Raw genomic sequence first — 26342 nt, 5'->3', positions numbered from 1 at the left:
TCGCCGATTAAGCTTCGAGCTTGCCACCGACCATCGCCGAGCGCGAGCGATTTAGAGCCTTCGCGGCGGCTCACCTTGTGTACCTGGTCCGAGCGGCCGAGCAGTTCGAGTTCGTCGGCGGTCAGGCCGATGTGGATGCGCCCGCCGATCAGCGCGATAGTCGCGGGTTCCGCTCCCAAATCGCGGATCAAGGCCTCCACTTCGCGCGCAGTGTTGACGTTCTCCGGGTATGGCATGCCGTGGGCAATGATGGTCGACGATTCCAGCGCCACGAGTGGGCGGCCGGCGGCCCGTGCGGCGGCCACAGGCGCGCTGAAGTTCAACCAGAATTGGGCGAGGTCGGCAGCCATTTGGATCCTTTCAACGCTGCGATTCGATTCGAATGGTCACCAGACAATTCGAGTGTTAGGCAGGGCCGCCTTGAGCTCATCGACGTTCTTGGCCCTGGTGCCGTAGAGAACCAGCTCTCGGAGTCCTGTCAGGCCCTTCAGTACTTCGATGTCCTGGACCGGCGTGTTTGCGAGATAGAGCTCTTGCAGACCGGTCAAGTCCTTCAGCGCATCGATGTTTTGAACGTCGGTGCGAAAGAGATTCAGCGTTCGAAGGCCCGTCAGGTCTTTCAGCGCATCGATGTTCTCGACCCTGGTGTCGGCGAGATTGAGCCTTCGCAGGTCCGTCAGGCCCTTCAGCGCATCGATGCTCCTGACTTGCGTGCGCGCAAGCACGAGTGTTTCCAACTGGCGCAATCCCTTCATCGCATCGATGTTCTCGACGTTGGAGCCGTCGAGCACGAGCGTTTTCAGGGTGTGCATTCCCGTTAGCAAATCGAGGTTCCGAACTGGAGTATTGGCGAGATAGAGCGCCTGCAGATCGCCCAGCTTCTTCAACGCATCGAGGCGCTCGACTTGCGTCTCGTTGAGATCGAGCGTTTTCAACGCGGTCAGCTGGCTGAGCGGCTTGATGTTCCGGACATTCCTCGCGCCACCCAGCTTGAGTGTTTCCAGGTGAGGCAATTTCTCCAACGCGTCGAGGTCCCGAACCTGTGTGTCCCGGAGATCGAGTTCCCGCAGGTCGGTCAAGCCCTTCAGCGCATCGAGGTTCGAGACCCGGGTCTCCCACAGATTGAGCGATTGCAGGCCGGTCAGTCCTCGAAGCGCATCGATGTTCTGGACTTGGGTGCGGTGGACCACGAGTCGTTTCAGGGAACGCATGCCCTTGAGCGCGTCGATGCGCCAGACCGGAGTCCCCGTGAGGTCGAGCGATTGAAGGCCACCCAGTCCGTCAAGCGAGTCGACGTTATCGACTTCGGTGTCTGCCAGATTCAACTCGAGTCTGAGGCGGAGCTTGCTTAGATGCGGGAGCGCCGCGGCGAGCTGCGAGGTCGTCAATGCCGGCTTTGCCCGCAATGCCAGGCATCCCGACTCGGGTGTCGTAGCGGAATCGCCGCTGTCATTGCAGGCGCCCGCATAAAATCCCAGATCGATCAGCGCCCGTTCATCCAGTTTTTCCCGAAAAGGGCTCAACACCACCAACAGGCTCACAAGCAAAAGGCCGATGCCGCCGGCAATGGCCCATGGCCTGGCACGGCGCCAGACCGATGTGCGCAAGCCTTCAGAAGTGGGCTTTGTGCTTGAGGGTGGTGTTTCAGGCACGGCGGGCTCTGTTCGTCCAAGGTCGCTTCCTTTATACACGAAGCAAGGGAACAAAACGGCGCACCGGAATGTTCTCCGAGATGGATGGGTCGTACTTTCACACGCGCTTTCCAAAACGCTTTCGACCCCAAACTTTTGCCCCATCAATCAACTTATGACGGCACGCATCGAATCGCCACCTATCGCGCTCGACCGCGCGCAGGCGCCGTCGCATTACACACGCACGGCGATGGTCCTTCACTGGACCACCGCCGTTTTGATGATCGGTAACGCGACCCTTGGCTTGAGCGCGGACTCACTGTCCGATGGCTGGGTGCGTCCGGTAATCGACACGCACAAGTCGATCGGCATCACCGTGCTCGGCCTTGCGCTCATGCGCATCCTGTGGCGCGTTTCACACCGGCCGCCGCGGCTGCCGCGCGAGTTCCCGTCGTGGGAGCGCGTGGCCGCACACGTCGCGCACTTCCTGCTATACGAATTGATGATCGCGCTGCCGCTCTCGGGATGGGCGCACGACTCCGCATGGAAGGATACGCTCACGCATCCGATGCGGCTTTTCAACCTGTTCCCGTGGCCGCGCATCGGCTTCGTGATGAACCTCGATCCGTCCGTCAATGAACCGCTGCACACGGGCCTGGGCACGCTGCATACGTGGCTCGGTTATGCGCTGTATGCGTTGCTCGCGATGCACATCGGCGGCGCGCTCAAGCATCAATGGCTCGATCGTCAGTCGGTCTTCAAACGGATGGCGCCGTGATGGACGCCGATATCGTTATTGACGCCGTGCGCCAGCAGGCTGATTCACGGCGGCGTCACGGTGCTGTGGCTGCTGCTGTTCGCGCGAGCGTTCTTTCTCCACGGCGTCGTCGCATGGTCGCGCGGCATCATCTATGTCGTCTACGACACGCTGCTGCTGTTTTTCGTTACGGTCGCCAACAAAGGTCGATGAACAACCGTTGTACGGCGTAGTTCGGCCGCTCAATTGCCTTCGTTCGGACTGTTCTCGATGGCCGATTGTGGCCGAACTCGGCCGGCCACCGCCCAGCGCACGCGACCGGCGCAGATCGACCCTATCCGGCCAGTCGTTTCCCTTGTCGACAGTGGCCGTTTCGGGACCGACTTCGGTCGCCTGCGGAATTTATGCCGGGCGTTGAACTTCCTCAGCAAGCCAGTCGCGCAATGCGCAAACCTTAGGATGATCTCGACTGCCGATGCGATAGACGAGATCGTAGCCGCGTTCCGCCTTGAGCTTGAAATGGGCAAATGGTGCTACGAGCCGTCCCGCCGCGATGTCATCGGCGACCAGCACGCTCCGTCCTAGCGCGACACCTTCGCCCCGTATCGCTGCCTCGATGGCCATGCTGCCGTGGCTGTATGCTGGTCCCCGGCCGGTGCGGACCTTGTCGACCTGCGCAAGCGCGAACCACTGTTCCCAGTTCGCCAACATCCGGTCCTCGTGCAGCAGGGTACAACTGGACAAACTGTCGACGGACGGCAAACCATCCATCCTGGCCTGATACTCAGGGCTGCACACGGGCGTGACGGTTTCGTCCATGATCCGCTCTGCCAATGCGCGCGGATAGCGGCCACTGCCGTAGCGGATTGACACATCCACCTTGCCATCTTGCAGATCGACGTTTATGTCCGTCACGTCCAGATGAACATCGAGTTCGGGATGCAGTGCCTTGAAGCGATGCAGCCTGAGCGCGAGCCATTTGCTTGCGAACGAGACGCTGGTGCTGATCGTCATGCGCGCGACGCTATCCTGAGCACGAAGCCGCTCGGCTTCCCTGGTCAGCTCGCCCAGAAGGCGGGTCACAGCCAGCAGCAGTTCGGCGCCCGACTCCGTCAGCACGATCCGTCGCGTCAGTCGCTGGAACAAGGCGATCCCGAGATCGTCTTCGAGCGTCTTGATATGGCGACTGACGGCACCTTGCGTTACATGCAGTTCCTGCGCAGCGAGCGTCATGCTCAGCAGGCGTCCTGTCGCCTCGAAGGCGCGGAGGGTTTGCAACGGCGGTAGTCGGTCGAACATAAATGCTAATGCATGAGTTTAACTCATGCATTATATGACGATAAATGGTTTGTCAATCGTCTTTGCGGACGCCAACATTTGGGACCGGTTTATTCTGCTCGCAGGCGCCCAGGGGGAAACATGCAGTTCCATACATGGCTCGTCTTCTTTGTGACCTCCATTGGAATGTCACTGGCGCCGGGCCCAAACGGGCTGCTCGCGCTGACGCACGGCGCGATGTACGGTAGCCGAAAGACGCTCTTTACCATTTCAGGCGCCGTGGCGGGTTTCATCGCTGTTATTGCACTCTGTATGTTCGGCATCGGCGCGCTGATCAAGGCTTCTGTCATCTGGCTCACCGCCCTCAAGCTGGTTGGTGGAGCCTATCTCGTCTGGCTGGGCGTCCAGGTGTGGCGGTCGCCCGCAATCGCCGTTGCGGCCACGCCAGCAGCCACGAGTGAGGCGCGACCATGGTCGCTCGTGCGGCAAGGGGCGCTGTCGTCTGCCACGAATCCCAAGGGGCTTTTGTTCTTCAGCGCGTTCCTGCCGCAATTCATCGATGCTCAGCGAAGCCTCGTGATCCAGTTCTCGATCGTGGCGGCCACATATGCGGTCACCGAATTTGCTGCCGAGTACGTCTTTGCAATCGCCGCTAACCGAATCCGTCCGTGGCTCGGTCGAGCTGGGCGGCGCTTCAATCGCGTCTGTGGCGGCATCTTCGTTGCGATTGGTACCGTGTTACCGCTCCATGTGTAAATCCGCGCAGGTCGGCTCCCGTCAGGAGTGCCGATCGAGCCATTCTTCGTTCCGAGTTCCAATGTCCAGCCAAAGCTCTTTATCTCCCACGGGAGCCGGAATCGTTCCGGATGCGTACACCCAAAGGACTGCCGGACTGACGCTGAGAAATCTCAGTGGCATGCTGCTGCTCGCAGTGATGTGGGGACTGTCCATTCCGGTGACGAAGCTGGGGCTTCAGACGTTGCCGCCGTTGACGCTGACAGCGTTCCGGTTTGCCGTGGCGGTGCCTCTACTGCTGGCCTTTACCGTGGGGCGCCATGCGCTGCCGTGGCGGGCAGTGCCCCGAGTAGTTGCGCTCGGCGTTCTCGGCATCGGTGTGGGGCAGGTTGCCCAGACCTTCGGCGTTGCCGGTACGTCGGCGTCCGTCGGCACGATCATTTCCGCAACCATTCCGGTATTCATCGTTTTCTTCGCAGCCGTACGGCTCAGGCAGCACGTCTCAGCCTTACAGCGAGTCGGCCTGCTCGCCGCATTCGCGGGCATTGCGCTCGTCGCGCTTGGGCATGGTCATGGTGCGGCGGCCACCGCGCCAACGACCCTGGCCGGAGCGGGATGGCTTCTGTTGTCCGCTGTCGCGATTGCGTTCTACTACGTCTGGAGCGTGGAACTGACCAGTGCGTACGGTACCGCCACGGTGGTGGCGTGGAGCACGATGTTCGGTTTCGTAGCCGTGCTGCCCTGGAGTATCAGTGAATTCAGGCACGTACCGATCTACATCACCGCGCAAGGCGTTGCGGCTGCCGTTTATCTAGGTGTCGTGGTGACCGTTGCAGGTCTATTCCTGTGGTTGAACCTCTTGCGCGTCGTTCCCGCGCGCGTCGCCGCGAGCGTTCAGTACCTACAGCCTTTGGTTGGCATCGTCGCGGCGTCCGCGATGTTTGGCGATACGCTCGGAGCGTCGTTCGTAGGGGGCGCGCTTCTCGTCCTGGCCGGACTCGTACTGACGATGAGCACGGGGAAGACACCTCGTTAGGCGGGGGGCAACCGAACGGCCGCAGGCTGGCACCGAAGCGACACCTCAGCATCGCGACGCGGCGAAAACAAATGTCCCAAACTGGCCGAACGCCGACATCGTGTTCCGTGTTTCCGATAGATTTTCGAAGAATAAAAAAGGCCCTTGCGGGCCTTACGTCGACGAAAGTGAGGGCGACAGCTTACCGCGTCAACGCCGTAAACCCCTCCAGCAGCCGGTCGACATCAGCCGCCCCAATCGCCCCCATCGTCGAGATCCGGAACAGTTCCTTCGACAGCCCGCCTTGCCCCGCATAGATCACGAAGCCACGCGCCTTCAACCCGTCGTGCAGCGTCTCGTACGTAACGCCCTGCGGCAGCCGATACGCGCGCAGCACGACCGACGACGCGCCTTCCGGCAACACGAGCGGCATCCCGCGCGCCGCGAGCCCGGCTTGCGCCTGATCCGCGAGCGCCTTGTAATGCGCATGCCGCGCGCGCCAGCCGCCGGCCTCATCGAACTCACGCAGCGCCTCGACGAGCGCATAGTAAGCATGCACGGAAGGCGTAAACGGCGTATTCCGCTGATCCTGCAGCTTCGCAAGCCGACCAAGGTCGAGGTAGTACGTGCGGCTCGCAGCCTTCGCGAGCGCGCCGCGGCGCACGATCACGAACGCCGCGCCCGGCACGCCGTGCAGGCACTTGTTCGCGGTCGCGGCGACCGCGTCGATCACGCCGCCGGCGAAGTCGATCGCTTCGGCGCCGAAGCTGCTGACGCCATCGACAAGCATCTTCACACCGCGTGCACGGCACACGTCCGCGATCGCACCGAGGTCGTTCAGCCGCCCGGTCGTCGTTTCATGATGAATCACCGCGACGTGCGAATAGCCGCCCGCATCGAGCTCCGCACCGATCTGCGCGAGATCCGGCGCCTGCATCCATTCATGCTTCAGCACGTCGTGCGCGATTCCGTACTGCGTCGCGATCTGCGTGATGCGCTCGCCGTACACGCCGTTCTCGATCACGAGCAGCTTGCCGTCCTGCGGCACGAGCGCCGCGATCATGCTTTCGACGGCGGCGGTGCCCGAGCCCGTCATCAGCACGGCGGCCCATTCGGCCGGATCGAGTTCGTATGCGGCGACGAGGCGCGCACGCGCCTCATCCTGCAGATCGAAGAATTCGCTTTCGCGATGGCACAGGTCGGGTTGCAGCAGGCTGCGGCGCACGCGTTCGGTGAGCGTGACCGGGCCGGGATTCAGCAGCAGCATCAATGAGCTCCTTCGGCGTGGACTTCAGCCTGCGCGGCGCCGATATGCCGCATCAGGCGGGTCTTGACCTCGACCGGTGTGACGGTCGGGCGGGGCAGCCCGTCGGGCACGCCGGTACGGATCGCGATCCGCACGAAGCGCGTGCCGTCGGCCGGATGCGATGCGTCGAGCGTCGCATCGAGCACGTCGAGCGTGTCGCCTTCGACGGCCGACGCATAGCCGCACGCGGCCGCGACGCCGGCGAACGACACATGCCGCGACACGGTCGCCTGGCCGCCCGTCGATTCGTGCGCGCCGTTGTCGAGCAGCACGTGCGTGAGATTGGACGGACCGTAGGTGCCGAGCGTCGCGAACACGCCCATGCGCATCAGCGCGGCGCCGTCGCCGTCGACGGCCACCACGCGCAGGTCGGGGCGCGCGAGCGCGAGACCCAGCGCGAGCGGTGTCACGCAGCCCATCGAGCCGACCATGTACAGCTGGTTCGGGCGGTCGTCGATCGCATAGAGCTCGCGGCCGCAGAAGCCGGTCGACGCGAGCACGACGGTCGAATCGACCGGCGTGTGCGCGATCACGCGCTGCAGCGCGTCGTGACGGGTCGGCCACGCGGCGGGCGCTTCGGCGCGTGCCGCAGACTGCGCGGCGACATGCGCACGCGGCGCTGCCGCCGGGTTTGCCTTCAGCTCATACGGCGCGACGCTGCCTTTCTGCATCACGAGCGCGTACGGGCGGCCCGTCGCGTCCATGTGCGCGATCGCGCGGTCGAGTGCCGGGCCGACCTGTTCGGGGTCGGTCGGGAACGTCTCCCACGGGATCTCCATCGTGTCGAGCATCGCCGGCGTGATGGGCCCCATCAGCGCATGCTGCGGCTCGTCGGGCACGCCGGGCTGGCCGCGCCACGTGACGATCAGCAGCTGCGGCAGCCGGAACGTCCAGGTCAGCGACGTGAGCGGGCTCACCGCGTTGCCGAGCCCCGAGTTCTGCATCATCGCGATCCCGCGCTTGCCGCCGAGCGTGGCGCCGGCGATCAGCGCGACCGCGTCGCCCTCGTTCGCGGCCGACAGGTAGTGCAGCGTCGGGTCCTGCAGCACGTAGTTGATGAACGGCGTCAGGTACGAGCAGGGCACGCCCGCGTACCAGTCGAAGCCGCGTTCGCGCGCGGCCTCGACGAACTGGGCCGCTTCGATCATCGTGCGCTCCCGTTGCCGGCGCCCGGCTCGGACAGCGGCGTCTGGCCGTGCGCGAAATCGCCCGCGCGGCGGAAGTCTTCCAGATCGTTGACGCCGCGCCAGTGGCCGTGCACGTACTGCACCTCGATCTTCTCGCCGGCGGCGATCAGCTCGTTGAGCAGCGACGGGATGTCGAGCGTGTCGAAATCGGGGCGTGCCTGCAGCGTCGCGAGCATCGCCTTCAGGCGGTCGACGCCTGCGCCGCGCACGTTCAGCAGGCCGATCCAGCGGCCGTGCGGCGTGCCTGCGGCGACGTCGCTCGATACGCGTTGCAGATAGGTTTTCTGGCCGAACAGGCCGCGATCGTCCGCAGCCGAGCAGAGCGCGAAATCGCGCACGCTCTGGTTGGTCTCCGTGAGCGACGAATCGACGACGACGCTGAACTCGGCCTCGCTCTCCGCGAGGTCGCGCAGGATGTAGCTGCGGAACAGCAGGTCGCCGTACGAGATCACGGTGTCGCCGGTCAGGCGCCCGGCCGCGCACGCGAGCGACGCGAGTTCGCCCGTCTGCGCATGGCGCTCGTTGACCACGAGCTTGATGCCCGACGTGTCGATCGCGTCGGCGCGATAGCCGCCGACCACGGTGATGTCGTTCACGCCATGCTTCTTGAAGCCGTCGACGAGCCAGCGCAGCAGCGGCTTGCCGGCGACCGGCAGCATGACCTTGGGCTTGTCTTCGGTGACGGCCTCGAGCCCCTTGCCGCGGCTTGCGGCGAGCACGATCGCGGCGTTCGACGCGCGCGACGACGACGACAGGTAGATGCGCTCGGCCGCCGAGTATTCGTCGGCGTCCTGCAGGCGGAAGATCTCGTTGACCGATGCGACGCGGTCCTCGACGTTGATCAGCGTTTCGTTCTCGTGGATCTCGCGCGCGACGGCCTGCATTGCCGACGCCGATGCGCGGATCAGGTGGTTCGCCCAGATCACGGTGCTGATGCCGGCCTGGCGGAACACGTCGGTCGGCGTGCTGTAGTACTTGGTCGGCACGATCACGAGCGGCGCGCGGCCGCTCCATTCGCGGGCGAACTGCAGGATCTCGTCGGGGCGCGACAGCTTGCTGTGGATCAGGATCGCGTCGGCGCCGGCTTCCGCATACGCGTTCGCGCGGCGCAGCGCCTCGTCCATCCCCCAGCCCGCGATCAGCGCCTCGACGCGCGCGACGATCGAGAAGTCGGGATCGCTCTGCGAATCCTTGCCAGCCTTGATCTTGCCGCAGAACTCGTCGATCTCGGCGAGCGGCTGGCGTTCGCCGTCGATGAAGCTGTTCGTCTTCGGGAACTGCTTGTCCTCGATGCACACGCCGGCGATGCCGCGCTGCTCGAGTTTCTTCACGAGGCGGCGCACGTTGTTGAAGTTGCCGTAGCCGGTGTCGCCGTCGAGCAGGATCGGCAGGTCGCTCGCGTCGGCCATGAACTCGAGCACGTCGACGACTTGCGTCCAGCTCGCCTCGTTGTTGTCGCGCACGCCGAACTGCGCGGAGATCGCGAGGCCCGATGCCCAGATCCCCTTGAAGCCGGCTTCGCGAACGATGCGCGCGGACAGGCCGTTGTGCGCTTCCATCAGGAATTCGAGGTCGCTGCTGACGAGCATGCGGCGCAGGCGTGCGCTGCGCGATTCGGAGAAGTTGGGTTCGCGTGCGTTCATCGCGCGGCTCCTGCGGTGGTGCGTTGAATCAGGGGGAGAATCTCTTGCGTGGCGCGCGCGACGTCGTTCGGGAAATCGATCTCGATCCACGGCGAACCCGTGACGTCGGCGACGTCGAACGAATGGCCGCCTTCGAGCAGCAGGTCGCGCACGGCTTCCTCGTGCGGCATGTTCGCGCGGCCGCTGTCGACGTAGCCCGCGACGATCGTCGCGAGACGGCGCGCGGTGCCTTCGGTGAAGCGGAAGAAGCCGACCGACTCGCCGATCGTGTCGTACTCGAGGTCGACCGCGAGCTGCTTGCGCAGCTCGACCGGCACGCCGTTCTTCAGGCACAGCTTGACGGGTTCGTCGCCGGCCTCGAAGTCGCGATCGATCAGCAGGCGGTCGACCGACTTGTCGGCATCGGCGACCAGCGCGTGCAGGATGTTCTCGTCGTACAGCACGTCCGCGTCCATCAGCAGCACGTCGCCGCCGCGCGTCATCGCATCGGCGACGGTGTGCACGGTCAGCACGCTGCCGAGGTCGTAGCGCTCGTTCAGCACGATCTCGGCGGTGCGGCCGAGGCGCTTCAGTTCCTGCTCGACCTTCTCGGACTGGAAGCCGAGCCCGAGCACGATTTCATCGACGCCGGCGGCGTCGAGCACGCGCAGATGGCGCTCGAGCAGCGACACGTCGTCGAAGCGCAGCAGGCACTTCGGGAATTGCGCCTCGGGCGGTTGTTGCAGGCGCAAGCCGAGGCCTGCCGCAAGAATGATGGCTCGCATGGGTTCTCCAACCAAAAAGCCGGCGGATCTGAACGATCAGTCGGCGAGCGGCTGCGGCGCACGGCGCCGCTGCCAGTTTCTTTCACTGAAATGCAGATAGAGCAGGCCGGGCAGGCCGAGCGCGAGTTCGCGCGCGCGCTTCGCGAGCGACAGCGCGAGCGCCGCGTCGGGCGGCAGGCCGACCAGCGGGGCGAGCAGCAGGTAACCGCCTTCCTGGGCACCGAGCGAGCCGGGGATCGCGAACGCCGCACCGCGAATCGCCTGGCCGACGCTCTCGAGCAGCAGCGCGTCGAGCCAGCTGACGGGGTGCCCGAGGAAGTGCAGCGCGAGCCACACTTCGGCGGTGCCGACGATCCAGCCGACGAGGCTCGATGCGAAGGTCTTCGCGACCTTCGCGCGATCGCGGTACAGCGCGCCGACCGCGTCGTCGATCGCGTCCGCGCGGGTCGCCAGCGACGACCAGTCGCGCGGGCCGAGCAGCTTCGACGCGAGACGCAGCCCGCGGCCGAACAGCCCGCGCCGCTGCGCCGCGTAGAACGCGACGGCGAGGGCGCCGAGCACGCCGGTGGCGATCAGCGCCGGCGTGCGCAGGTGAGCGACCGACTCGTGCGTCGCATAAAGGCTGAACGTGGCGATGCCGATCAGCGCGAATGCCATCTGCGCGAGCGCCTGCATCGTCGTGCTGACGGTGACGGCTGCGGCCGCATCGGCCATCCGCGTGCCGCGCTGCGCGAGGTGGCGCACCATCAGCACCGGGCCGCCGATCTGCCCGGCGGGCAGCAGGCTGTTCACCGATTCGCCGACCCAGCGCGCGCGCAGCGCGTTGCCGAGTTCGGCGCCCGGCTGGCCGCGGCGGAACATCACCGAGATCGCCAGCGCGTCGATCACGAGCGGCACGACGTGGAATGCCGCGACGAGCGCGAGGCCCCAGCCGGCCGCGAGGAACGTCGACGCGACCGCGCCGACGCCCTGCCACGCGAGCAGGGCGACGAACAGTGCCGTTCCGAGGGACAGCAGGATCAGGCCGGCGCGTGTCATGACCCGGTCGACCGTCGTGTGGCCAGCTGCTTGAACACCTGGCGGAAGCCGAAATATGCGATCGCGTCCTTCATGTTCGAGATGAAGCGCTTCCACGGCCGCATGCCGGGGTTGGTCACGTATTCGAACGTCAGCGACACGCGCGTCTCGTTCTGGCCGAGCGGGGTGATGCGATGGCGCAGCTTGTCGCCGTCGAACAGCACGATGCCGCCGTCGGCGATCTGCACGGAGCCCGGTTCGTCGGGCACGTCCGGGTTGCGCGTGTGCAGCTCGTAGTCGAGCCGGCACGACGATTCGTCGATCACGCCGATCAGCAGCGTGTAGCGGCGCCCATCGTAGTACGACGTGTCGTAGTGCCAGCCGATGTGGTCGCCCGGCTTCGTGTAGTAATACAGCGCGTACGCATGCGGATCGTTGTCCGGCGACACCATCAGCTTGTCGCCCGTGATCTTCTCGAGGAAGCCGATCAGCGCCTTCGAGCGGTACAGCTCGGCGATGTACGGCGCCTGCTCGTCGATCGTGTGCCGGCTCACGCTGCCGCCCTGCTTGTGGCCGGGCAGGTAATTGCGGTTCAGGCCGGGCTGCATCGCGCGGGCGGCGGCCGCGAGTTTCGCGTGCGCGTCGGCCGGCAGGAATGCATCCAGATACAGGAACGACCCCTGGCGCGTGTAGTCGTCGCGCAGGTGGTCGAGGTCGAGACGGCCGACGCTGTCGGCCACGGTGCGATCGGGATCGGCCGCTGCCGCGCGCGCAGGCGCGGGGCGTGCCGGGCTCAGCACGGAGTCGTCGCGCGTGCTAGGAGTCATTTGGAAACCTGGATTTCGGTGGAGTTCTGCGGGAGGCTGCCGCGACGCACGATGCGCCACCAGTCGATCACGACCCACGCGGCGAACAGCGGGGCGCCGATCGACGCCGCGAGCAGGAACGGCTGGACGCCGTCGGCGAGCGTCACGATCGGCAGCAGGTAGAGCACGTCTTCCGTTTCGAAGCCGCCGGCGAACGCCTGCTTGGTGCCGGACTTGCCGGCGAACGATTCGATCCGCATGCGCAGGAAGAAGATCAGCGCGACGGCCGCGCCGGCCACCGCGCCGAGCAGTACCGGCGATGCGGTCATCTGGCCGCCCTGGGCGACGATGCCGAGGCCCATGCTGACGAACAGCGCGACCGTCACGAGCGCGTCGGCCGCGAGGTCGTAAAAGTGACCGATCTTGCTGGACTTGCCGCTGATGCGCGCGAGTTCGCCGTCGGTGTGGTCGACGAAGTTCGACAGCACGATCAGGAATGCACCCGCGTTGCTCCAGCCGAAGCCGCCTTGCGCGAGGCACCAGGCACCGGCGAGGCCGATCAGCAGACGAAGGGTAGTGAGGTGATTCGGGGTGACCGGCGTGTCGATCAGCGGCCGGACAAGCGAGCGCGCGAGCCGCGCATCCCAGGTGCGTGGCAGAGGCGGTTCGGAACGTGTGGCGGTTTTTCTTTGGTCCATCGGCGAAATATATACGGAATTGTAATTTGTTGCTTTTTATTCGATCAATGTCCTGACATACGGGAGTGTTACCGCGCATTCCGGACATCGGCCGGTTGCAAACCGGATGCGCGAAACGGCGTTCGCGCAGGCGGGCCTCACCTGATCCAGTGTGGTTCGCATCACGCGTCTGTCAAGGGCGGACGGGCCTTGCGCGCGGGCCTGGCCGCGATTCGCGCATGTCGACGGATTGACGTGCATCAGGCCCGAAACGGATTGACGTGCATCAGGCCCGAAAACGCGGTGCCGGCTGACAATCGGTCGCGGCGATCGCCGATCGGCCATTGCATGCGGATTCCCTGCGTTTACGCCGTCAATCCGGAAAGGTATCGGTTGATTGATGTTCAGCTGTTCGTAATCTTCGAGCCGAAAAATGGCAACCAGCTTTCGCATGCCTTTCGACTGCATTCGGCGTCCGAGCCGCGCGCTGTCATGAAACGGCCGTTCGATACCCGGTGCATTCAGCAAGTATCTTTTGCATCCGGCGGACATTTCGCGGCGATGGCCTCTGCGATACTCGGACCGTGCCCGTGGTGCCGGGCCGCCCCTCGCGGCCCCAAGGGCTTCGCGTCGCTCAGGAGACACCCCCCGCGACGTCAACGACAGACCCAAGCATTAGATAACCCGCCATGTCTTCTTCACGCATCCTCGCTCCCGCCCTGCGTTCGCTCGTCCGCACCGCCGACGAAGCCGCCGCGCTGATCCGTCCCGGCATGACCGTCGCGATGAGCGGCTTTACCGGCTCCGGCTATCCGAAGGCCGTGCCGGCCGCGCTCGCCGCCCACATCGACGCCGCCCACGCGCGCGGCGAGGATTTCCGGATCAACGTGCTGACGGGCGCATCGACCGCGCCGGAACTCGACGGCGCGCTCGCCCGCACCAACGGCATCTCGATGCGCCTGCCGTACCAGTCCGACCCGACGCTGCGCGACAAGATCAACAACGGCGAAGTCGACTACCAGGACGTCCACCTCAGCCACGTCGCGCAATACGCATGGTTCGGGCTGTACGGCGACCTCGACGTCGCGATCGTCGAAGTCGCGGGCATTCGCGAGGACGGGCTGCTGATCCCGTCCGCATCGATCGGCAACAACAAGACGTGGCTCGAGCTGGCGAAGCACGTGATTCTCGAAGTCAACTCGCGCCAGCCGCTCGGCCTCGACGGGATGCACGACGTCTATTACGGCACCGCGCTGCCGCCGCACCGCAAGCCGATTCCGCTGACGAAAAGCGACGACCGGATCGGCGAGCCGTACCTGCGCTGCCCGGCCGACAAGATCGTCGCGATCGTCGAGACCGACGCGCCGGACCGCAGCAACGCGTTCTCCGCACCCGACGCCACGTCGAAGCAGATCGCGCTGCAACTGATCGACTTCCTGCGCCACGAAGTGAAGCGCGGCCGCCTGCCGGAAAACCTGCTGCCGCTGCAGTCGGGCGTCGGCAACATCACGAACGCGGTGCTCGCGGAACTGAGCTCGGCCGGCTTCTCGAACCTGACCGCGTATACCGAGGTGATCCAGGACGGCATGCTCGACCTGCTCGACGACGGCACGCTGAGCTTCGCGTCGGCCACGGCGCTGTCGCTGAGCCCGGCCGCCGTGCAGCGCTTCGCCGACGAGATCGCGACGTTCCGCGAAAAGATCCTGCTGCGCCCGCAGGAGATCAGCAACCATCCGGAACTCGTGCGCCGCCTCGGCTGCATCGCGATGAACGGGATGATCGAGGCCGACATCTACGGCAACGTGAACTCGACGCACGTGATGGGCACGAAGATCCAGAACGGCATCGGCGGCTCGGGCGACTTCGCGCGCAACGGCTACCTGTCGTGCTTCATGTCGGCCAGCACCGCGAAGGGCGGCGCGATCTCGCGGATCGTGCCGATGGCGAGCCACGTCGACCATACCGAGCACGACGTCGCGGTGGTCGTCACCGAGCAGGGGCTCGCGGACCTGCGCGGCCTGTCGCCGAAGCAGCGCGCGCGCAAGATCATCGCGAACTGCGCGCATCCCGACTACCGGCCGATGCTCGAGGACTACTTCGAGCGCGCGTCGCGCGAGAGCTTCGGCAAGCACACGCCGCACCTGCTCGCCGAGGCGCTGTCGTGGCACGAGCGCTACGTGCGCACCGGGACGATGAAGGCCTGACGTTGCAGCCCGCGACGGGCGTGCACCCGTCGTATCCGTCAATCCATCGCCGCGTGCGCGACGTCGACGCCCGCCGTTTTCTGCGGCGGGCGGATCAGCAGCAACAGCGGGATCATCAGCAGCGTCGCGACGAACATCAGCTTGAAGTCGTTCAGGTACGCGATCATCGCGGCCTGCTGGTTGATCGTGCGGTCGAGCAGCGCGATGTCGAGGTGGCTGCCGGCCATTGCCTGCACGGCCCGGTCGAACGGCGTGATGTGGGTCGCGAGGTCGGCATGCGCGACCTGCGTGTTGCGCGTCATCAGCGTCTGCACGATCGAGATGCCGATACTGCTGCCGATGTTGCGCATCAGGCTGTAGGTGGCCGTGCCGTCCGCGCGCAGCTCGGGCTGTAGCGTCGAGAACGACAGCGCGCTCAGCGGCACGAACACGAGCCCCAGCCCGAAGCCCTGGACCACCCCGGGCCACACGATGTCCGCCTCGGACAGCACGATCGTGTACTGCATCATCTGCCACAGCGCGAGCGCCGAAATCGCCAGCCCGGCGAGCAGCAGCGCCCGCGCGTCCACGTACTTCAGCAATCGTCCGACGAACAGCATCGCGATCATCGTGCCCGCGCCGCTCGGCGCGGTGACGAGGCCCGTCGTCGCGACGGGATAGCCCATCAGGTTCTGCAGCATCGGCGGCAGCAGCGCGCGCGTCGCGTACAGCACCGCGCCGACGACGAAGATGAACAGCGTGCCGGTCGCGAAGTTCGGGTCGCGCAGCAACTCCGACTTGAAGAAGGACGCCTTGCCGACGGTCGCCGTATGCACGAGGAAGAACGCGAAGCTCAGGGCCGCGACGAGCGCCTCGATGCGGATTTCGTACGAACCGAACCAGTCGAGCTGCTCGCCGCGATCGAGCATCGCCTGGAACGCGCCGATCGCGAGTGCGAGCGTCGCGAAGCCGAACGCGTCGAATTTCACGTGCGGGCGCGGCGCGCGCGCGGGCAGGAAGGTCAGCACGCCGGCCAGGGCGAACGCGCCGATCGGCACGTTGATGAAGAACACCCAGCGCCAGTTGTAGCTGTCGGTGAGCCAGCCGCCGAGGGTCGGGCCGAGGATCGGGCCGACCATCACGCCCATCCCCCAGATCGCCATCGCCTGGCCCTGTTTCTCGCGCGGGTTGATGTCGAGCAGGATCGACTGCGACAGCGGCACCAGCGCGGCGCCGAACACGCCCTGCAGCAGCCGAGCGCCGACGATCTGCACGAGCGACTCGGACAGCCCGCACAGCGCGGACGCGATCGTGAAACCCGCGATCGAGATCGTCAGCAGCCGTTTCATGCTGAGCCGGTCGGACAGCCAGCCGGTCAGCGGCGTCGCGATCGCCGCGGCGACGATGTAGGAGGTCAGCACCCAGGTGATCTCGTCCTGCGACGCGGACAGCGTGCCCTGCATGTGCGGCAGCGCGACGTTCGCGATCGTGCTGTCGAGCGTCTGGATCAGCGTCGCGAGCATGATCGACAGGGTCAGCATCGGCCGATTGAGGGCGGGCGGCGAGGCGGGGGCGTCGGCGGCGGGATTCAAGCGGGTGTCTCCGTGGGGCGGTCGCCGTGGGCGGCGATCCGGTATCACTCGAATTATAAGCACGCTTATTATAGTCGTGCTCATCGCCTGGCCCGGGCCGCAAGTCATTCGCGGCCTGCCCCTATAATCGCCGCATGGACAAGACTTACGAGAACCGGATCGGCTACCTGATTTCCGACGTGGCCCGCCTGCAGGGACGCCTGTTCGACCGGCGCGCGAAGCGCATCGGACTGACGCGCGCGCAAAGCCGCGTGCTCGCGTACCTGACGTGGAAGGGTGAGATGAATCAGGCGCGGCTCGCGGAATGGCTCGAGATCACGCCGATCTCGCTGACGCGGCTGCTCGACCGGATGGAAAGCTGCGGGTGGATCGAACGCATCGCGAACGACGACGATCGCCGCGCGTTCGTGATCCGGCTGACCGACAAGTCGCGCGACATCTTTCCGCAGATGCTGGAAGTGGGCGACACCGTCACCGACGACGGGCTGCGCGGCTTCACGCGCGACGAGCGCGACACGCTCGTGCGCCTGCTCGGGCGGGTGCGCCACAACCTGATCGAAAGCGGCGGCGAATGATGCGGGCGCCGGTTCGCCGCAGCAGCGCCCACAGGTCCATCGAGCGTGCGGCGAGGCGGCCGCACCGCGGCGGCTAGCGCCCCGGGCGCATCATCCCGCGTAATACACGCGGCACTCCATTTCGCGTCCGCGCACGACGCGCTTGCCGACGAGCGAGCCGAGCGTTTCCGTGACGACCGTCCGCTGGTACTCGCATTGCAGCGCATCGTAGAAGTAGAGCGCGACCCAGTCCGCGGTGCGGGTGGACTCCTGCGGGCGCACGGGATACGGGCACAGCGCGGTGAAATGCCAGCCGCCTTTCGTCATGTGCATGACGGGCGGCTGAACGCTCAGGTCTGCGTTCAGGCGACGCGACACGAGCGTGGGCAGGGTGCCGGCCGCGGCCTTGCTGCGGTACAGGCGGTCGATATAAAGCAGCAGCTCGACGGGCGGTTCCGTGCCGAGATCGGCGTCGCGCACATGGCCTTGCCAGCGCCGGCGCCGGCTCAGCACGTCGTCGAGCGCCGCGCGGATGCCGGCCGCGCGACGCGGGCCGACGCCCGCGATCGCTTCGAGCTGGCCGCTGCGGGCCGCGCGTTCGAGATCCTCGAGCGTATCGATGTGCAACTGATCGTGAATCCGCAGCGCGAGCGCGTGGCCGATGCCCGGCACGGCCTCGAAGGCGGACGCGCGCTCCGCGTCGCCGCGCAGCCGGTCGAGCAGGCGCCAGCGTCCGGTCACCAGCAGTTCGGCGATCGCCTGCGCGACGCCGGTACCGACCTCCGGCAGTACGCCGAGCGCATCGACACCGCCCGCGTCGAACCGGGTGCGGATGGCGTCGTCGAGCGATTCGATCGTGTCGGCCGACGCGCGGTAGGCGGCAACCCGATAGGGATTCGCCCCCTGGTCGGCAAGCAACTGCGCGGCTTCGCGCAGGCACGCCGCGATTTGCCGGTTTTCCTCGTGTGTTTGGCCAATGGTCGTTTGCATGTGCGAGCCCGGAAATGTGCAAACGGAACGGACACGGCGTGCAATGCGCCGGTCCACCTTTTATTTCATCACATTGTCATGGCAAGCGACGAGCAAAACTTGACGTGCGTCAATGGCAAACGTTGCACAGGTGGAACCGGGCCGCGCGCGTTCGTGCCGGGCTGCAGCACGAACGCGCGACCGGTTACGCTTCGAGGAACGACTGCGCGCCCTCGGCCTCCGCGGCCGTGCGCAGCGTGGCGAGCGCGCGCTTCTCGATCTGCCGCACGCGTTCGCGCGACATGCCCGCGTCCTGCGCGATCGCGTCATAGGTGTCGGGCTCGGCGCCGCCGAGGCCGAAGCGCCGGCGCAACACGTTGGCCTCGGCCGGCGTGACCGAGCGCAGCAGCGACGTCACGCATTCGCGCATGCGCGTGTCCGCCAGCCGCTCGAACGGGCTTGCCGACGCCTGGTCCTCGATCAGGTCGACGAGGCCGGTGTCCGCGTCGGGCAGCGGCGTGTCGAGCGACAGCGGCTCGGCAGGGAGCGCGAGCACCGCGCGCAGCTTGTCCTCGGCGAGCCCGGTTTCCGCCGCGAGCTCGGCCGGCGTCGCGCGCCGGCCCGTGCGCTGGTGGAGGCGCCGCGCATGCCGCTGCACGCGCTGGTGCTGGTCGCTGACGTGCACGGGCACGCGGATCGTGCGCGAGCGGTCGGCCACCGCGCGCGCGACCGCCTGCCGGATCCACCAGGTCGCGTAGGTCGAGAACTTGAAGCCGCGCCGGTATTCGAACTTCTCGATCGCGCGCATCAGGCCGAGGCAGCCATCCTGCACGAGGTCGGGCAGGTCGACGCCGCGGTTCATGTACTTGCGCGCGACCGACAGCACGAGCCGCAGGTTCGCCTCGAGCATCGCGCGCGTACCGTCGCGCACCTTCTGCTGGCCGTCGCTCAGCGCCGCGCCGAGCGCACGCCGTGCGACCGTGTCGAAGCACGCGGCATCGGTGCCCGCGGTGGCGTCCGTCGCGGCATCGACCGGCGCGGCGGCGAGCGCGCGCACGACGCGGCTTGCGTCGTCGACGGCCGGTGCAACCCACGCAAGCGAACCGAGCAGCGTGGCCAGGCGGTTGCGGGCGTCACGGTACTCGGCCGAACGGCAGCCCGGTGCGTACAATGCGCCGCGCACGGCCGCCACCGCGGCCTGCAGCACGTCGTCGCGCGCAGCGGCCGGGGTGTCGCCTTCGCCGTCGTCGACCTCATCGCCTTCGCTGGCGGCCGCGCCGGTTGCACCCGTTGCACCATGGCGCGCGAGCAGCGCCTCGACGGCCGCCGGACAGCCGGCGAGCGCATGGAGGATCTGGTGGCGGCCCGTTTCGATCTCGCGGGCCAGCACGATTTCGTCCTCGCGCTTGAGCAGCGGCACCGCATGGATGCGCCGCATGTAGAGCGCGAGCGGATCGGTCGATGCGCCGGTGCCGCGGGCGAGATCGCCGAGCAGCGCGCGGCCCTCGTCGAGCGCGTCGCGATCGACGTCGACCGGCGCCGCGCTCGCGAACGGCACCGGCGCGGCCGGCTCGTCGAGCACGGCGATGCCGATGTCCGCGAGCGCGGCGCGCACGACGTCCAGCGCGTCGGGGCTGTCGCTTTCCGGCGGCAGCGCGTCGACGAGGTCGGCGTGCGTCAGATAACCCTGTTCGCCGGCAAGGGCCAGCAGCTGGATGATCGGATCGAGGGGCGTGTCCGCCCGAAGCGTGGGGCGTGGCGTAGTCATGTCGATGGCGGCGTGAGCCGCGTTCCTGTCTGAGCGGGTCGAAGTCCGCGGGTTTCGGAGGCCGCCGGGGGCCGCGAACGCCCGTCCGCGCCGGCCAGCCTGACTCGATATTCAAGTTGAGGGCGATTGCGCCAACTTCAACGCCGGCGCAGTTGAAGCGCGAGCATGCGGCATACCTGCGCGGTCCGACCCCTGCATTCGATCCGGGGAAACAAAAAGTAACCGATCAAACCCGCAGAAATATGCAGGGGACGTAAGCTAGAGTCAGGCGCGCGCCACGCGGCGCCGCGCGGATTCCTGCGGAGCATGAGATGAACCCGATTCCCGCCGCGAGGCCTGCCGGCATGGCGCTGGCCATGCTCGCGCTGAGCGGCTGCTATTACACGGGCCCGTACGGCTATGCACCGTATTACGCACCCGTGCCTGCCACGGTGTCGCAGCGCGAGATCCCGGTGGCGCCCGCAAACGCCGGGCCGGCCGTCCCGTCGACATCCGTAGCGCCGGCCGTGCCGCCGCCGGCGGACGATTACGCGTACGTGCCGGCTCCGGTGTATGCCGCGCCGGCCTATGTGCCTTACCCGGCCTACTATCCCGCATATTACCCGGGCTGGTACGGGCCGCCCGTCACGATCGGCCTCGGTTTCTGGGGACATTGGGGCGGCGGCTACCGGGGCGGGTACTGGCACCGTCCGTGGGGCGGCGGCCACTGGGGAGGCGGACATTGGGGCGGGGGCCATCGACACTGACCGACGCGCGGCGGCACCGCGCGGGAGAGCAACATGAGCAATACGATCATCCGAAGTCTGTGCGTCGTCCTGTTCGGCATCGCCGCGGTACCGGGCATCGCCGACGCGCAAAGCAGCGCCTACACGAACTCCGGGGCCGAAATCTATGCGGGGCCGGCACCCGATTATCCGGTCGTCGCGCAGGTGCCGCCCGGCACCGCACTCGACGTGTTCGGCTGCCTGAGCGACTACTCGTGGTGCGATGTCGCGCTGCCGGGCGTGCGTGGCTGGATCGACGCGGAGCAACTCGACTATCCGTACCAGGGCAATTACGTGCCGTTGCTGGAGTACGGCGCGATCATCGGCGTGCCGGTGACCGGGTTCGCGATCGGCGCGTACTGGGATCGCTACTACCGCCACCGGCCGTGGTTTCACGATCGCGACCGCTGGGAGCATCGTGCCGAGCCGCGCGTCGGACCCGGCGGGAGGCCGCCGGCCTACGGGCGACCGCAGCCGGGCGGGCCGGTTCAGCGCGCGCCGGGCGGTGAGCCGCCCGAGCGGCATGATGCCCGGCCGTCGGCCACGCGCGGCGGCTGGAACGGCCCGAATCGCGCGCCGGCACCACAGGTCGCCCCGGCACCCGCGCCCATGCCGGGCGCGGGCGGCAATGCGCGGCCGCCGGCGGCTGTCGCGCGTCCGGCTCCCGAGCAGGGCGGCGCGGTGACCCGAATGATGCCGCCGCAGGCGAATCCGGGCGGCGGCGGGTACGGTGCGCGGCAGCAAGGTGGCGGAAACGACGGGGGAGGCCGCGGCGGTGGCGGCGGCGGTGACCGTCGCAGCGACGAGTATCGTCGCTGAGCGCGCGACAATCCGGCCTCCCGTCGACGAAAAAAAGCCGCTCCGGAGAGCGGCTTTTCGATCGGACGGGCCGCTCGCGCGGCCCGTCGCCCGGCGTCAATCGTCGAGCAGCGACAGGTCGCGCACGGCACCCTTGTCGGCCGACATCACCAGCTTCGCATAGGCCTTCAGCGCCGCGGACACCTTGCGCGGGCGCGATTGCGCCGGCTTCCAGCCCTTCGCGTTCTGCTCTTCGCGGCGACGCGCGAGTTCCTCGTCCGATACCAGCACGTCGATCGTGCGGTTCGGGATGTCGATGCGGATCTTGTCGCCGTCGCGCACGAGGCCGATCGCGCCGCCCGCCGCCGCTTCCGGCGAGCAGTGACCGATCGACAGGCCCGACGTGCCGCCCGAGAAGCGGCCGTCCGTCAGCAGCGCGCATGCCTTGCCGAGGCCCTTCGACTTGATGTAGCTCGTCGGGTACAGCATCTCCTGCATGCCGGGGCCGCCCTTCGGGCCTTCGTAGCGCACGATCACCACGTCGCCGGCCTTGACCTTGTCGTTCAGGATGTTCTCGACTGCTTCGTCCTGCGATTCGGTCACGTGGGCCGAGCCCTCGAACACGAGAATGCTTTCGTCGACGCCGGCCGTCTTCACCACGCAGCCGTCGAGCGCGATGTTGCCGGTCAGCACCGCGAGGCCGCCTTCCTTCGAGAACGCATGCTCGTACGAGCGGATGCAGCCTTCGGCGCGGTCGAGGTCGAGGCTCGGCCAGCGCGTGTCCTGGCTGAACGCGACCTGCGTCGGGATGCCGGCCGGGCCGGCCAGGTAGAACGTGCGGACCGCCGCGTCTTCCGTGCGGACGATGTCCCACTGGTCGAGCGCATCCTTCAGCGTCGGCGCGTGCACGGTCGGCACGTCGGTGTGCAGCTTGCCGGCGCGGTCGAGCTCGCCGAGGATCGCCATGATGCCGCCCGCGCGGTGCACGTCCTCGATGTGGTACTTGTTCGTGTTCGGCGCGACCTTGCACAGCTGCGGCACGATGCGCGACAGGCGATCGATGTCCTTCATCGTGAAGTCGATGCCGGCTTCCTGCGCGATCGCCAGCAGGTGCAGGATCGTGTTGGTCGAACCGCCCATCGCGATGTCGAGCGTCATCGCGTTCTCGAACGCCTTGAAGCCGACCGAGCGCGGCAGCACGCGCATGTCGTCCTGCTCGTAGTGCTGGCGGGTCAGCTCGACGATGCGGCGGCCGGCGCGCTTGAACAGCTGCTCGCGATCGGCGTGCGTGGCCACCACCGTGCCGTTGCCGGGCAGCGACAGGCCGAGCGCCTCGGTCAGGCAGTTCATCGAGTTCGCGGTGAACATGCCCGAGCACGAACCGCAGGTCGGGCACGCCGAGCGTTCGACTTCGGCGACGTCGGCGTCCGAATACGACTGGTCGGCCGCGATCACCATCGCGTCGACGAGGTCGAGCTTCTTCAGTTCGACGGTCTTGGTGACCGGGTTCGCGAGACGCGTCTTGCCGGCTTCCATCGGGCCGCCCGACACGAAGATCACCGGAATGTTGAGGCGCATCGCGGCCATCAGCATCCCCGGCGTGATCTTGTCGCAGTTCGAGATGCACACCATCGCGTCCGCGCAGTGCGCGTTCACCATGTATTCGACTGAGTCGGCGATGATGTCGCGGCTCGGCAGCGAATAGAGCATGCCGTCATGACCCATCGCGATGCCGTCGTCGACGGCGATCGTGTTGAATTCCTTCGCGACGCCGCCGGCGGCCTCGATCTCGCGCGCGACGAGCTGGCCGAGATCCTTCAGGTGCACGTGCCCGGGCACGAACTGCGTGAACGAGTTGACGACCGCGATGATCGGCTTCGAGAAATCGTCGTCTTTCATGCCGGTGGCGCGCCACAGCGAGCGCGCACCTGCCATGTTGCGGCCGGCGGTGGAGGTTTTGGAACGGTATGTGGGCATGGTGATGGCTGAAGAAATATCGCGGAAAAGGGTGGAGGCACGGGAATAAAGGCCTCTCGCGCGCCCGTGCGAACAACCTCTTGAGCTGCGCCCTGGGCAAACCCGGCGATTATCCCACAGCCGCCGGGCGTGCGGCGCCCGCGGGAGCGGGCGACCGGCGCGGGCGGTGCGCCGCGCAGGGGGCGCGGAGGACATCGTCGGCCGAACCGGGCAGCGGCTTCATCGCCCGTCCTGCCGGCGATGAAGCCGCTGCTCCGGGGGCGCGCGTCAGTCGAGCAGCGTCAGGATTTCGTCGTACAGCGCCCTCGGAATCCGCACGCCGTGCGCGATGCTGCGCGCGCGGGCGTCGAAGCGCCGTTGCGACGGCAGCCGCGCGCCTTGCCCGGTGATCGACGCGAACATCCGCTCGCCGCGCGCGAGGCCCGCGTCGAGATCGTCACCGAGGAACACCTTCGGGTCGAACGCGATCACGAGTTCGCCATGGCATGGTGTCGCGCCGATGCCGTCGTCGAAGTCCATCGATTCCTGGCTCGTCATGTCGCCGATCAGCGCGCCGCCGAGCAGTTCGACCATCGCCGCGAGCGCCGAGCCCTTGTGGCCGCCGAAGGTGCGCATCGCACCCTGCAGCGCGGCCTTCGGATCGGTGGTCGGCTGGCCGTCGGCATCGATCGCCCAATGCGGCGGAATCGCCTTGCCCTGTTTTGCGTGCAGCTCGATGTCGCCGCGCGCGATCGCGCTGGTCGCGAAGTCGAACACGAACGGCACGCCGTCCGGGCGCGGCCACGCGAACGCGATCGGGTTCGTGCCGAACACCGGTTCGCGGCCGCCTTCCGGCGCGACCCAGCTGTGGCTCGGGTTCATCGCGATGCCGACCAGCCCCTCGGCGGCAATCGCCTCGACCTCGGGCCACAGCGCCGAGAAGTGGTAGCAGTGGTTGATCGCCATCGCGGCGATCCCGTGCTGCTTCGCCATCTCGACGAGCACCGGCAGGCCGGTCTCGAAACTCAACAGCGAGAAGCCGCGATGCGCGTCGACCGCGACGATCGACGACGACAGCCGGCGCAGCGTCGGCACCGCCTGCGGATCGACCTTGCCCTTCCTCAGCGAGCGCACGCACACGAGCAGCCGGTATACGCCGTGCGAATGGCACTCGTCGCGCTGGCCCTGCGTGATCACGTTGGCGATCGCCCGCGCATGCGCATCGGACATCCCGTGGTGCGTCAGCACCCGCAGCGCGAGCGCGTGCACCTCATCGAGCGACAGGACGACGTCGGCGAGCGGCTCAGACATCGCGCGCTTCCCGCGGCGCGGGCACGCCGTCGATGCGTTGTGGCACGTTCAGCGGGTTGCCGGTGCGGATGGCGTCGGGCAGCAGCGCGTCCGGCACGTCCTGGTATGACACGGGGCGCAGGAAACGCTCGATCGCGCGGGCGCCGACCGACGTCGTGCGCGTGTCGGACGTGGCCGGGAACGGGCCGCCGTGCACCATCGCATGACCGACCTCGACGCCCGTGCCGAAGCCGTTGACAAGAATGCGGCCGGCCTTGCGCTCGAGCGTCGGGCGCAGCGCCGCGAACAGCGCGGCGTCGCCGTCGGCGAGATGCGCGGCGATCGTCAGCTGGCCTTCGAGCGACTTCAGCACGCGGTGCAGCGTGTCGGCGTCCGGGCAGCGCACGATCAGCGACGCGGGGCCGAATACTTCGTCACGCAGTTCGGGGTGGGCGATGAACGCGTCCGCCGACGTCGCGAACAGCGCCGCGCGCGCCTGGTAGCGGCTACCTTCCACACCTTGCGCCAGCCGCTCGACCGCGTCGTGCGCGCGCAGGGCGGCCACGCCTTGCGCATAGCTCGCGTGGATGTGCGGCGTCAGCATCGTCTGCGCGGCGGTCGCCTGCACGGCGGTGGCCGCCGCGGCTTCGAACGCACGCAGCGCGGGGCCGTCGACCGCGAGCACGAGGCCGGGGTTCGTGCAGAACTGGCCGGCGCCGAGGGCGAGCGATGCGACGAACTGCGGCGCGATCGTGTCGTGGCGCGCGTCGAGCGCGGCCGGGAACAGCAGCACCGGGTTGATCGAGCTCATTTCCGCATAGACCGGAATCGGCTCGTGGCGCGCGGCCGCGATGTTCATCAGCGCGACGCCGCCGCGGCGCGAGCCGGTGAAACCGACGGCCTTGATGCGCGCATCCGCGACGAGCGCCTGGCCGATGTCGCGCGATGCGTCGAACAGCAGCGAGAACACGCCGGCCGGCAGCCCGCATTCGCGCACGGCCTGCTGGATCGCGCGGCCGACGAGCTCGGACGTGCCCGGGTGGGCCGAGTGCGCCTTGACGATCACCGGGCAACCGGCCGCGAGTGCCGAGGCGGTATCGCCGCCCGCGACCGAGAACGCGAGCGGGAAGTTCGACGCGCCGAACACGGCGACCGGCCCGATCGCGACGTTGCGCAGGCGCAAGTCGACGCGCGGCAGCGGCTTGCGGTCCGGGCGGGCCGGATCGATGCGCGCGTCGACGTAAGCGCCGTCGCGTACCAGCGACGCGAACAGTGCGAGCTGGCCGACCGTGCGGCCGCGCTCGCCTTCGACGCGCGCGCGCGGCAGGCCGGTCTCGGTGACGCAACGTTCGATCAGGTCGTCGCCGAGCGCCATGAGGTTGCGGCCGATCGCATCGAGAAACGCGGCGCGCTGCTCGGGGCGCGTTTCGCGGTACGTGTCGAATGCTTCGTCGGCGAGCGCGCAGGCTGTCTCCAGGTCGTGCAGGCTCGCGCCGCCGAACGCGGGTTCGAGCGGTTCGCCGGTTGCGGCGGCGAGCGCGTGAAGGGTGCCGTTCTGTCCGGCGATGGCCGACTGGCCGATCAGGAGCTGACCTGTGAGTTGCATGGTTCTTCCTCGGAAAATACGGGGGCCGGGCGTGGTGCGCCCGGCC

At 67.3% G+C, this 26342-nt stretch carries 23 protein-coding genes and 2 pseudogenes; 8 read left to right on the top strand and 17 right to left on the bottom strand.

All coding sequences use genetic code 11. From position 1 onward, the window contains the following. Positions 1–35: 35 nt before the first annotated feature. Together DIE06_RS18695 and DIE06_RS18690 are read right to left on the bottom strand one after the other, a co-directional pair. Positions 36–350: pseudogene (locus tag DIE06_RS18695) on the bottom strand (pseudouridine-5'-phosphate glycosidase); the annotation flags it as partial. Between the two features lie 36 nt (positions 351–386). Next, complete coding sequence (locus DIE06_RS18690) at positions 387–1541, bottom strand: leucine-rich repeat domain-containing protein (RefSeq protein ID WP_260433647.1); 1155 nt, start codon at positions 1539–1541, stop codon at positions 387–389. A gap of 265 nt (positions 1542–1806) precedes the next feature. Here DIE06_RS18690 and DIE06_RS18685 point away from each other — a divergent pair, with 265 nt between their 5' ends. Continuing rightward, on the top strand, positions 1807–2409 hold the full coding sequence (locus tag DIE06_RS18685; protein WP_124662632.1) for a cytochrome b: 603 nt from the start codon (positions 1807–1809) through the stop codon (positions 2407–2409). 9 nt (positions 2410–2418) lie between these two features. Next, a pseudogene (locus DIE06_RS38330) lies at positions 2419–2580 on the top strand (glycosyltransferase family 2 protein); the annotation flags it as partial. A 210-nt stretch (positions 2581–2790) separates the two neighbouring features. On the opposite strand, the gene gcvA reads toward DIE06_RS38330, so the two are convergent. Next, positions 2791–3687, bottom strand: coding sequence for a transcriptional regulator GcvA (gene gcvA, locus DIE06_RS18680; protein ID WP_124662631.1), 897 nt, complete (start codon positions 3685–3687; stop codon positions 2791–2793). 120 nt (positions 3688–3807) lie between these two features. Here gcvA and DIE06_RS18675 point away from each other — a divergent pair, with 120 nt between their 5' ends. After that, positions 3808–4422, top strand: a complete 615-nt coding sequence (locus DIE06_RS18675; protein WP_124662630.1) for a LysE family translocator — start codon at positions 3808–3810, stop codon at positions 4420–4422. A gap of 160 nt (positions 4423–4582) precedes the next feature. Beyond that, positions 4583–5437 carry a DMT family transporter gene (locus tag DIE06_RS18670; protein WP_124662629.1) on the top strand — a complete coding sequence of 285 codons (855 nt, stop codon included), beginning with the start codon at positions 4583–4585 and terminating at the stop codon, positions 5435–5437. A gap of 181 nt (positions 5438–5618) precedes the next feature. Here DIE06_RS18670 and DIE06_RS18665 read toward each other — a convergent pair whose 3' ends face one another. Genes DIE06_RS18665 through DIE06_RS18630 form a run of 8 tightly spaced genes read right to left on the bottom strand, consistent with a single transcriptional unit; the run spans position 5619 to position 13344 of the window. Next, a complete protein-coding gene (locus DIE06_RS18665; protein WP_124662628.1) occupies positions 5619–6683 on the bottom strand; it encodes a 2-aminoethylphosphonate aminotransferase in 1065 nt (354 codons plus the stop codon). Continuing rightward, positions 6683–7870 (bottom strand): phosphonopyruvate decarboxylase, encoded by a 1188-nt coding sequence (gene aepY / locus DIE06_RS18660; RefSeq protein WP_124662627.1) that lies wholly within the window; start codon positions 7868–7870, stop codon positions 6683–6685. The genes DIE06_RS18665 and aepY overlap by 1 nt, the downstream gene beginning before the upstream one ends. Continuing rightward, a complete protein-coding gene (gene aepX / locus DIE06_RS18655; RefSeq protein WP_124662626.1) occupies positions 7867–9552 on the bottom strand; it encodes a phosphoenolpyruvate mutase in 1686 nt (561 codons plus the stop codon). The genes aepY and aepX overlap by 4 nt, the downstream gene beginning before the upstream one ends. Beyond that, positions 9549–10316, bottom strand: a complete 768-nt coding sequence (locus tag DIE06_RS18650) for an NTP transferase domain-containing protein (RefSeq protein WP_124662625.1) — start codon at positions 10314–10316, stop codon at positions 9549–9551. Before DIE06_RS18650 ends, aepX begins: the two co-directional genes overlap by 4 nt. A gap of 36 nt (positions 10317–10352) precedes the next feature. Beyond that, positions 10353–11354 (bottom strand): HpnL family protein, encoded by a 1002-nt coding sequence (locus DIE06_RS18645; protein ID WP_124662624.1) that lies wholly within the window; start codon positions 11352–11354, stop codon positions 10353–10355. Then, positions 11351–12160 carry a 2OG-Fe(II) oxygenase gene (locus DIE06_RS18640; RefSeq protein ID WP_124662623.1) on the bottom strand — a complete coding sequence of 270 codons (810 nt, stop codon included), beginning with the start codon at positions 12158–12160 and terminating at the stop codon, positions 11351–11353. The genes DIE06_RS18645 and DIE06_RS18640 overlap by 4 nt, the downstream gene beginning before the upstream one ends. After that, on the bottom strand, positions 12157–12837 hold the full coding sequence (locus DIE06_RS18635; protein WP_124662622.1) for a CDP-alcohol phosphatidyltransferase family protein: 681 nt from the start codon (positions 12835–12837) through the stop codon (positions 12157–12159). The genes DIE06_RS18640 and DIE06_RS18635 overlap by 4 nt, the downstream gene beginning before the upstream one ends. Before the next feature lie 36 nt (positions 12838–12873). Then, positions 12874–13344 (bottom strand): hypothetical protein, encoded by a 471-nt coding sequence (locus DIE06_RS18630; protein ID WP_124662621.1) that lies wholly within the window; start codon positions 13342–13344, stop codon positions 12874–12876. Between the two features lie 161 nt (positions 13345–13505). Here DIE06_RS18630 and DIE06_RS18625 point away from each other — a divergent pair, with 161 nt between their 5' ends. Next, entirely contained in the window at positions 13506–15020 is a 1515-nt protein-coding gene (locus DIE06_RS18625; protein ID WP_124662620.1) for an acetyl-CoA hydrolase/transferase family protein, read from the top strand. 38 nt (positions 15021–15058) lie between these two features. Here the strand turns inward: DIE06_RS18625 and DIE06_RS18620 are convergent, their stop codons facing one another. Next, positions 15059–16591, bottom strand: a complete 1533-nt coding sequence (locus tag DIE06_RS18620; RefSeq protein ID WP_124662619.1) for a DHA2 family efflux MFS transporter permease subunit — start codon at positions 16589–16591, stop codon at positions 15059–15061. A 134-nt stretch (positions 16592–16725) separates the two neighbouring features. Between DIE06_RS18620 and DIE06_RS18615 the strand changes: the two genes are divergently transcribed. Then, complete coding sequence (locus tag DIE06_RS18615; RefSeq protein ID WP_124662618.1) at positions 16726–17166, top strand: MarR family winged helix-turn-helix transcriptional regulator; 441 nt, start codon at positions 16726–16728, stop codon at positions 17164–17166. A gap of 90 nt (positions 17167–17256) precedes the next feature. Here DIE06_RS18615 and DIE06_RS18610 read toward each other — a convergent pair whose 3' ends face one another. Both DIE06_RS18610 and DIE06_RS18605 read right to left on the bottom strand, forming a co-directional pair. Continuing rightward, positions 17257–18135 carry a helix-hairpin-helix domain-containing protein gene (locus DIE06_RS18610; protein WP_124662617.1) on the bottom strand — a complete coding sequence of 293 codons (879 nt, stop codon included), beginning with the start codon at positions 18133–18135 and terminating at the stop codon, positions 17257–17259. 184 nt (positions 18136–18319) lie between these two features. Continuing rightward, positions 18320–19882 carry a sigma-70 family RNA polymerase sigma factor gene (locus tag DIE06_RS18605; protein ID WP_124662616.1) on the bottom strand — a complete coding sequence of 521 codons (1563 nt, stop codon included), beginning with the start codon at positions 19880–19882 and terminating at the stop codon, positions 18320–18322. 311 nt (positions 19883–20193) lie between these two features. On the opposite strand from DIE06_RS18605, the gene DIE06_RS18600 reads away from it, so the two are divergent. Together DIE06_RS18600 and DIE06_RS18595 are read left to right on the top strand one after the other, a co-directional pair. Beyond that, positions 20194–20628 carry a hypothetical protein gene (locus DIE06_RS18600; RefSeq protein ID WP_124662615.1) on the top strand — a complete coding sequence of 145 codons (435 nt, stop codon included), beginning with the start codon at positions 20194–20196 and terminating at the stop codon, positions 20626–20628. Positions 20629–20661: 33 nt separating this feature from the next. After that, a complete protein-coding gene (locus DIE06_RS18595) occupies positions 20662–21465 on the top strand; it encodes an SH3 domain-containing protein (protein WP_124662614.1) in 804 nt (267 codons plus the stop codon). Between the two features lie 96 nt (positions 21466–21561). Here the strand turns inward: DIE06_RS18595 and ilvD are convergent, their stop codons facing one another. The 3 genes from ilvD to DIE06_RS18580 all read right to left on the bottom strand — a co-directional run bounded on the left by ilvD (position 21562) and on the right by DIE06_RS18580 (position 26296). After that, positions 21562–23421 carry a dihydroxy-acid dehydratase gene (gene ilvD / locus DIE06_RS18590; protein WP_124662613.1) on the bottom strand — a complete coding sequence of 620 codons (1860 nt, stop codon included), beginning with the start codon at positions 23419–23421 and terminating at the stop codon, positions 21562–21564. Between the two features lie 267 nt (positions 23422–23688). Beyond that, positions 23689–24711 (bottom strand): Ldh family oxidoreductase, encoded by a 1023-nt coding sequence (locus tag DIE06_RS18585; protein WP_124662612.1) that lies wholly within the window; start codon positions 24709–24711, stop codon positions 23689–23691. Continuing rightward, positions 24704–26296 (bottom strand): aldehyde dehydrogenase (NADP(+)), encoded by a 1593-nt coding sequence (locus DIE06_RS18580; protein ID WP_124662611.1) that lies wholly within the window; start codon positions 26294–26296, stop codon positions 24704–24706. The genes DIE06_RS18585 and DIE06_RS18580 overlap by 8 nt, the downstream gene beginning before the upstream one ends. Between the last annotated feature and the right edge of the window lie 46 nt (positions 26297–26342).

This window comes from Burkholderia sp. Bp8998, assembly GCF_003854235.1.
Classification (GTDB): Bacteria; Pseudomonadota; Gammaproteobacteria; order Burkholderiales; family Burkholderiaceae; genus Burkholderia.
The sequence above is the reverse complement of the archived record's forward strand: the minus strand, read 5'-3'. Positions and strand labels throughout refer to the sequence as shown.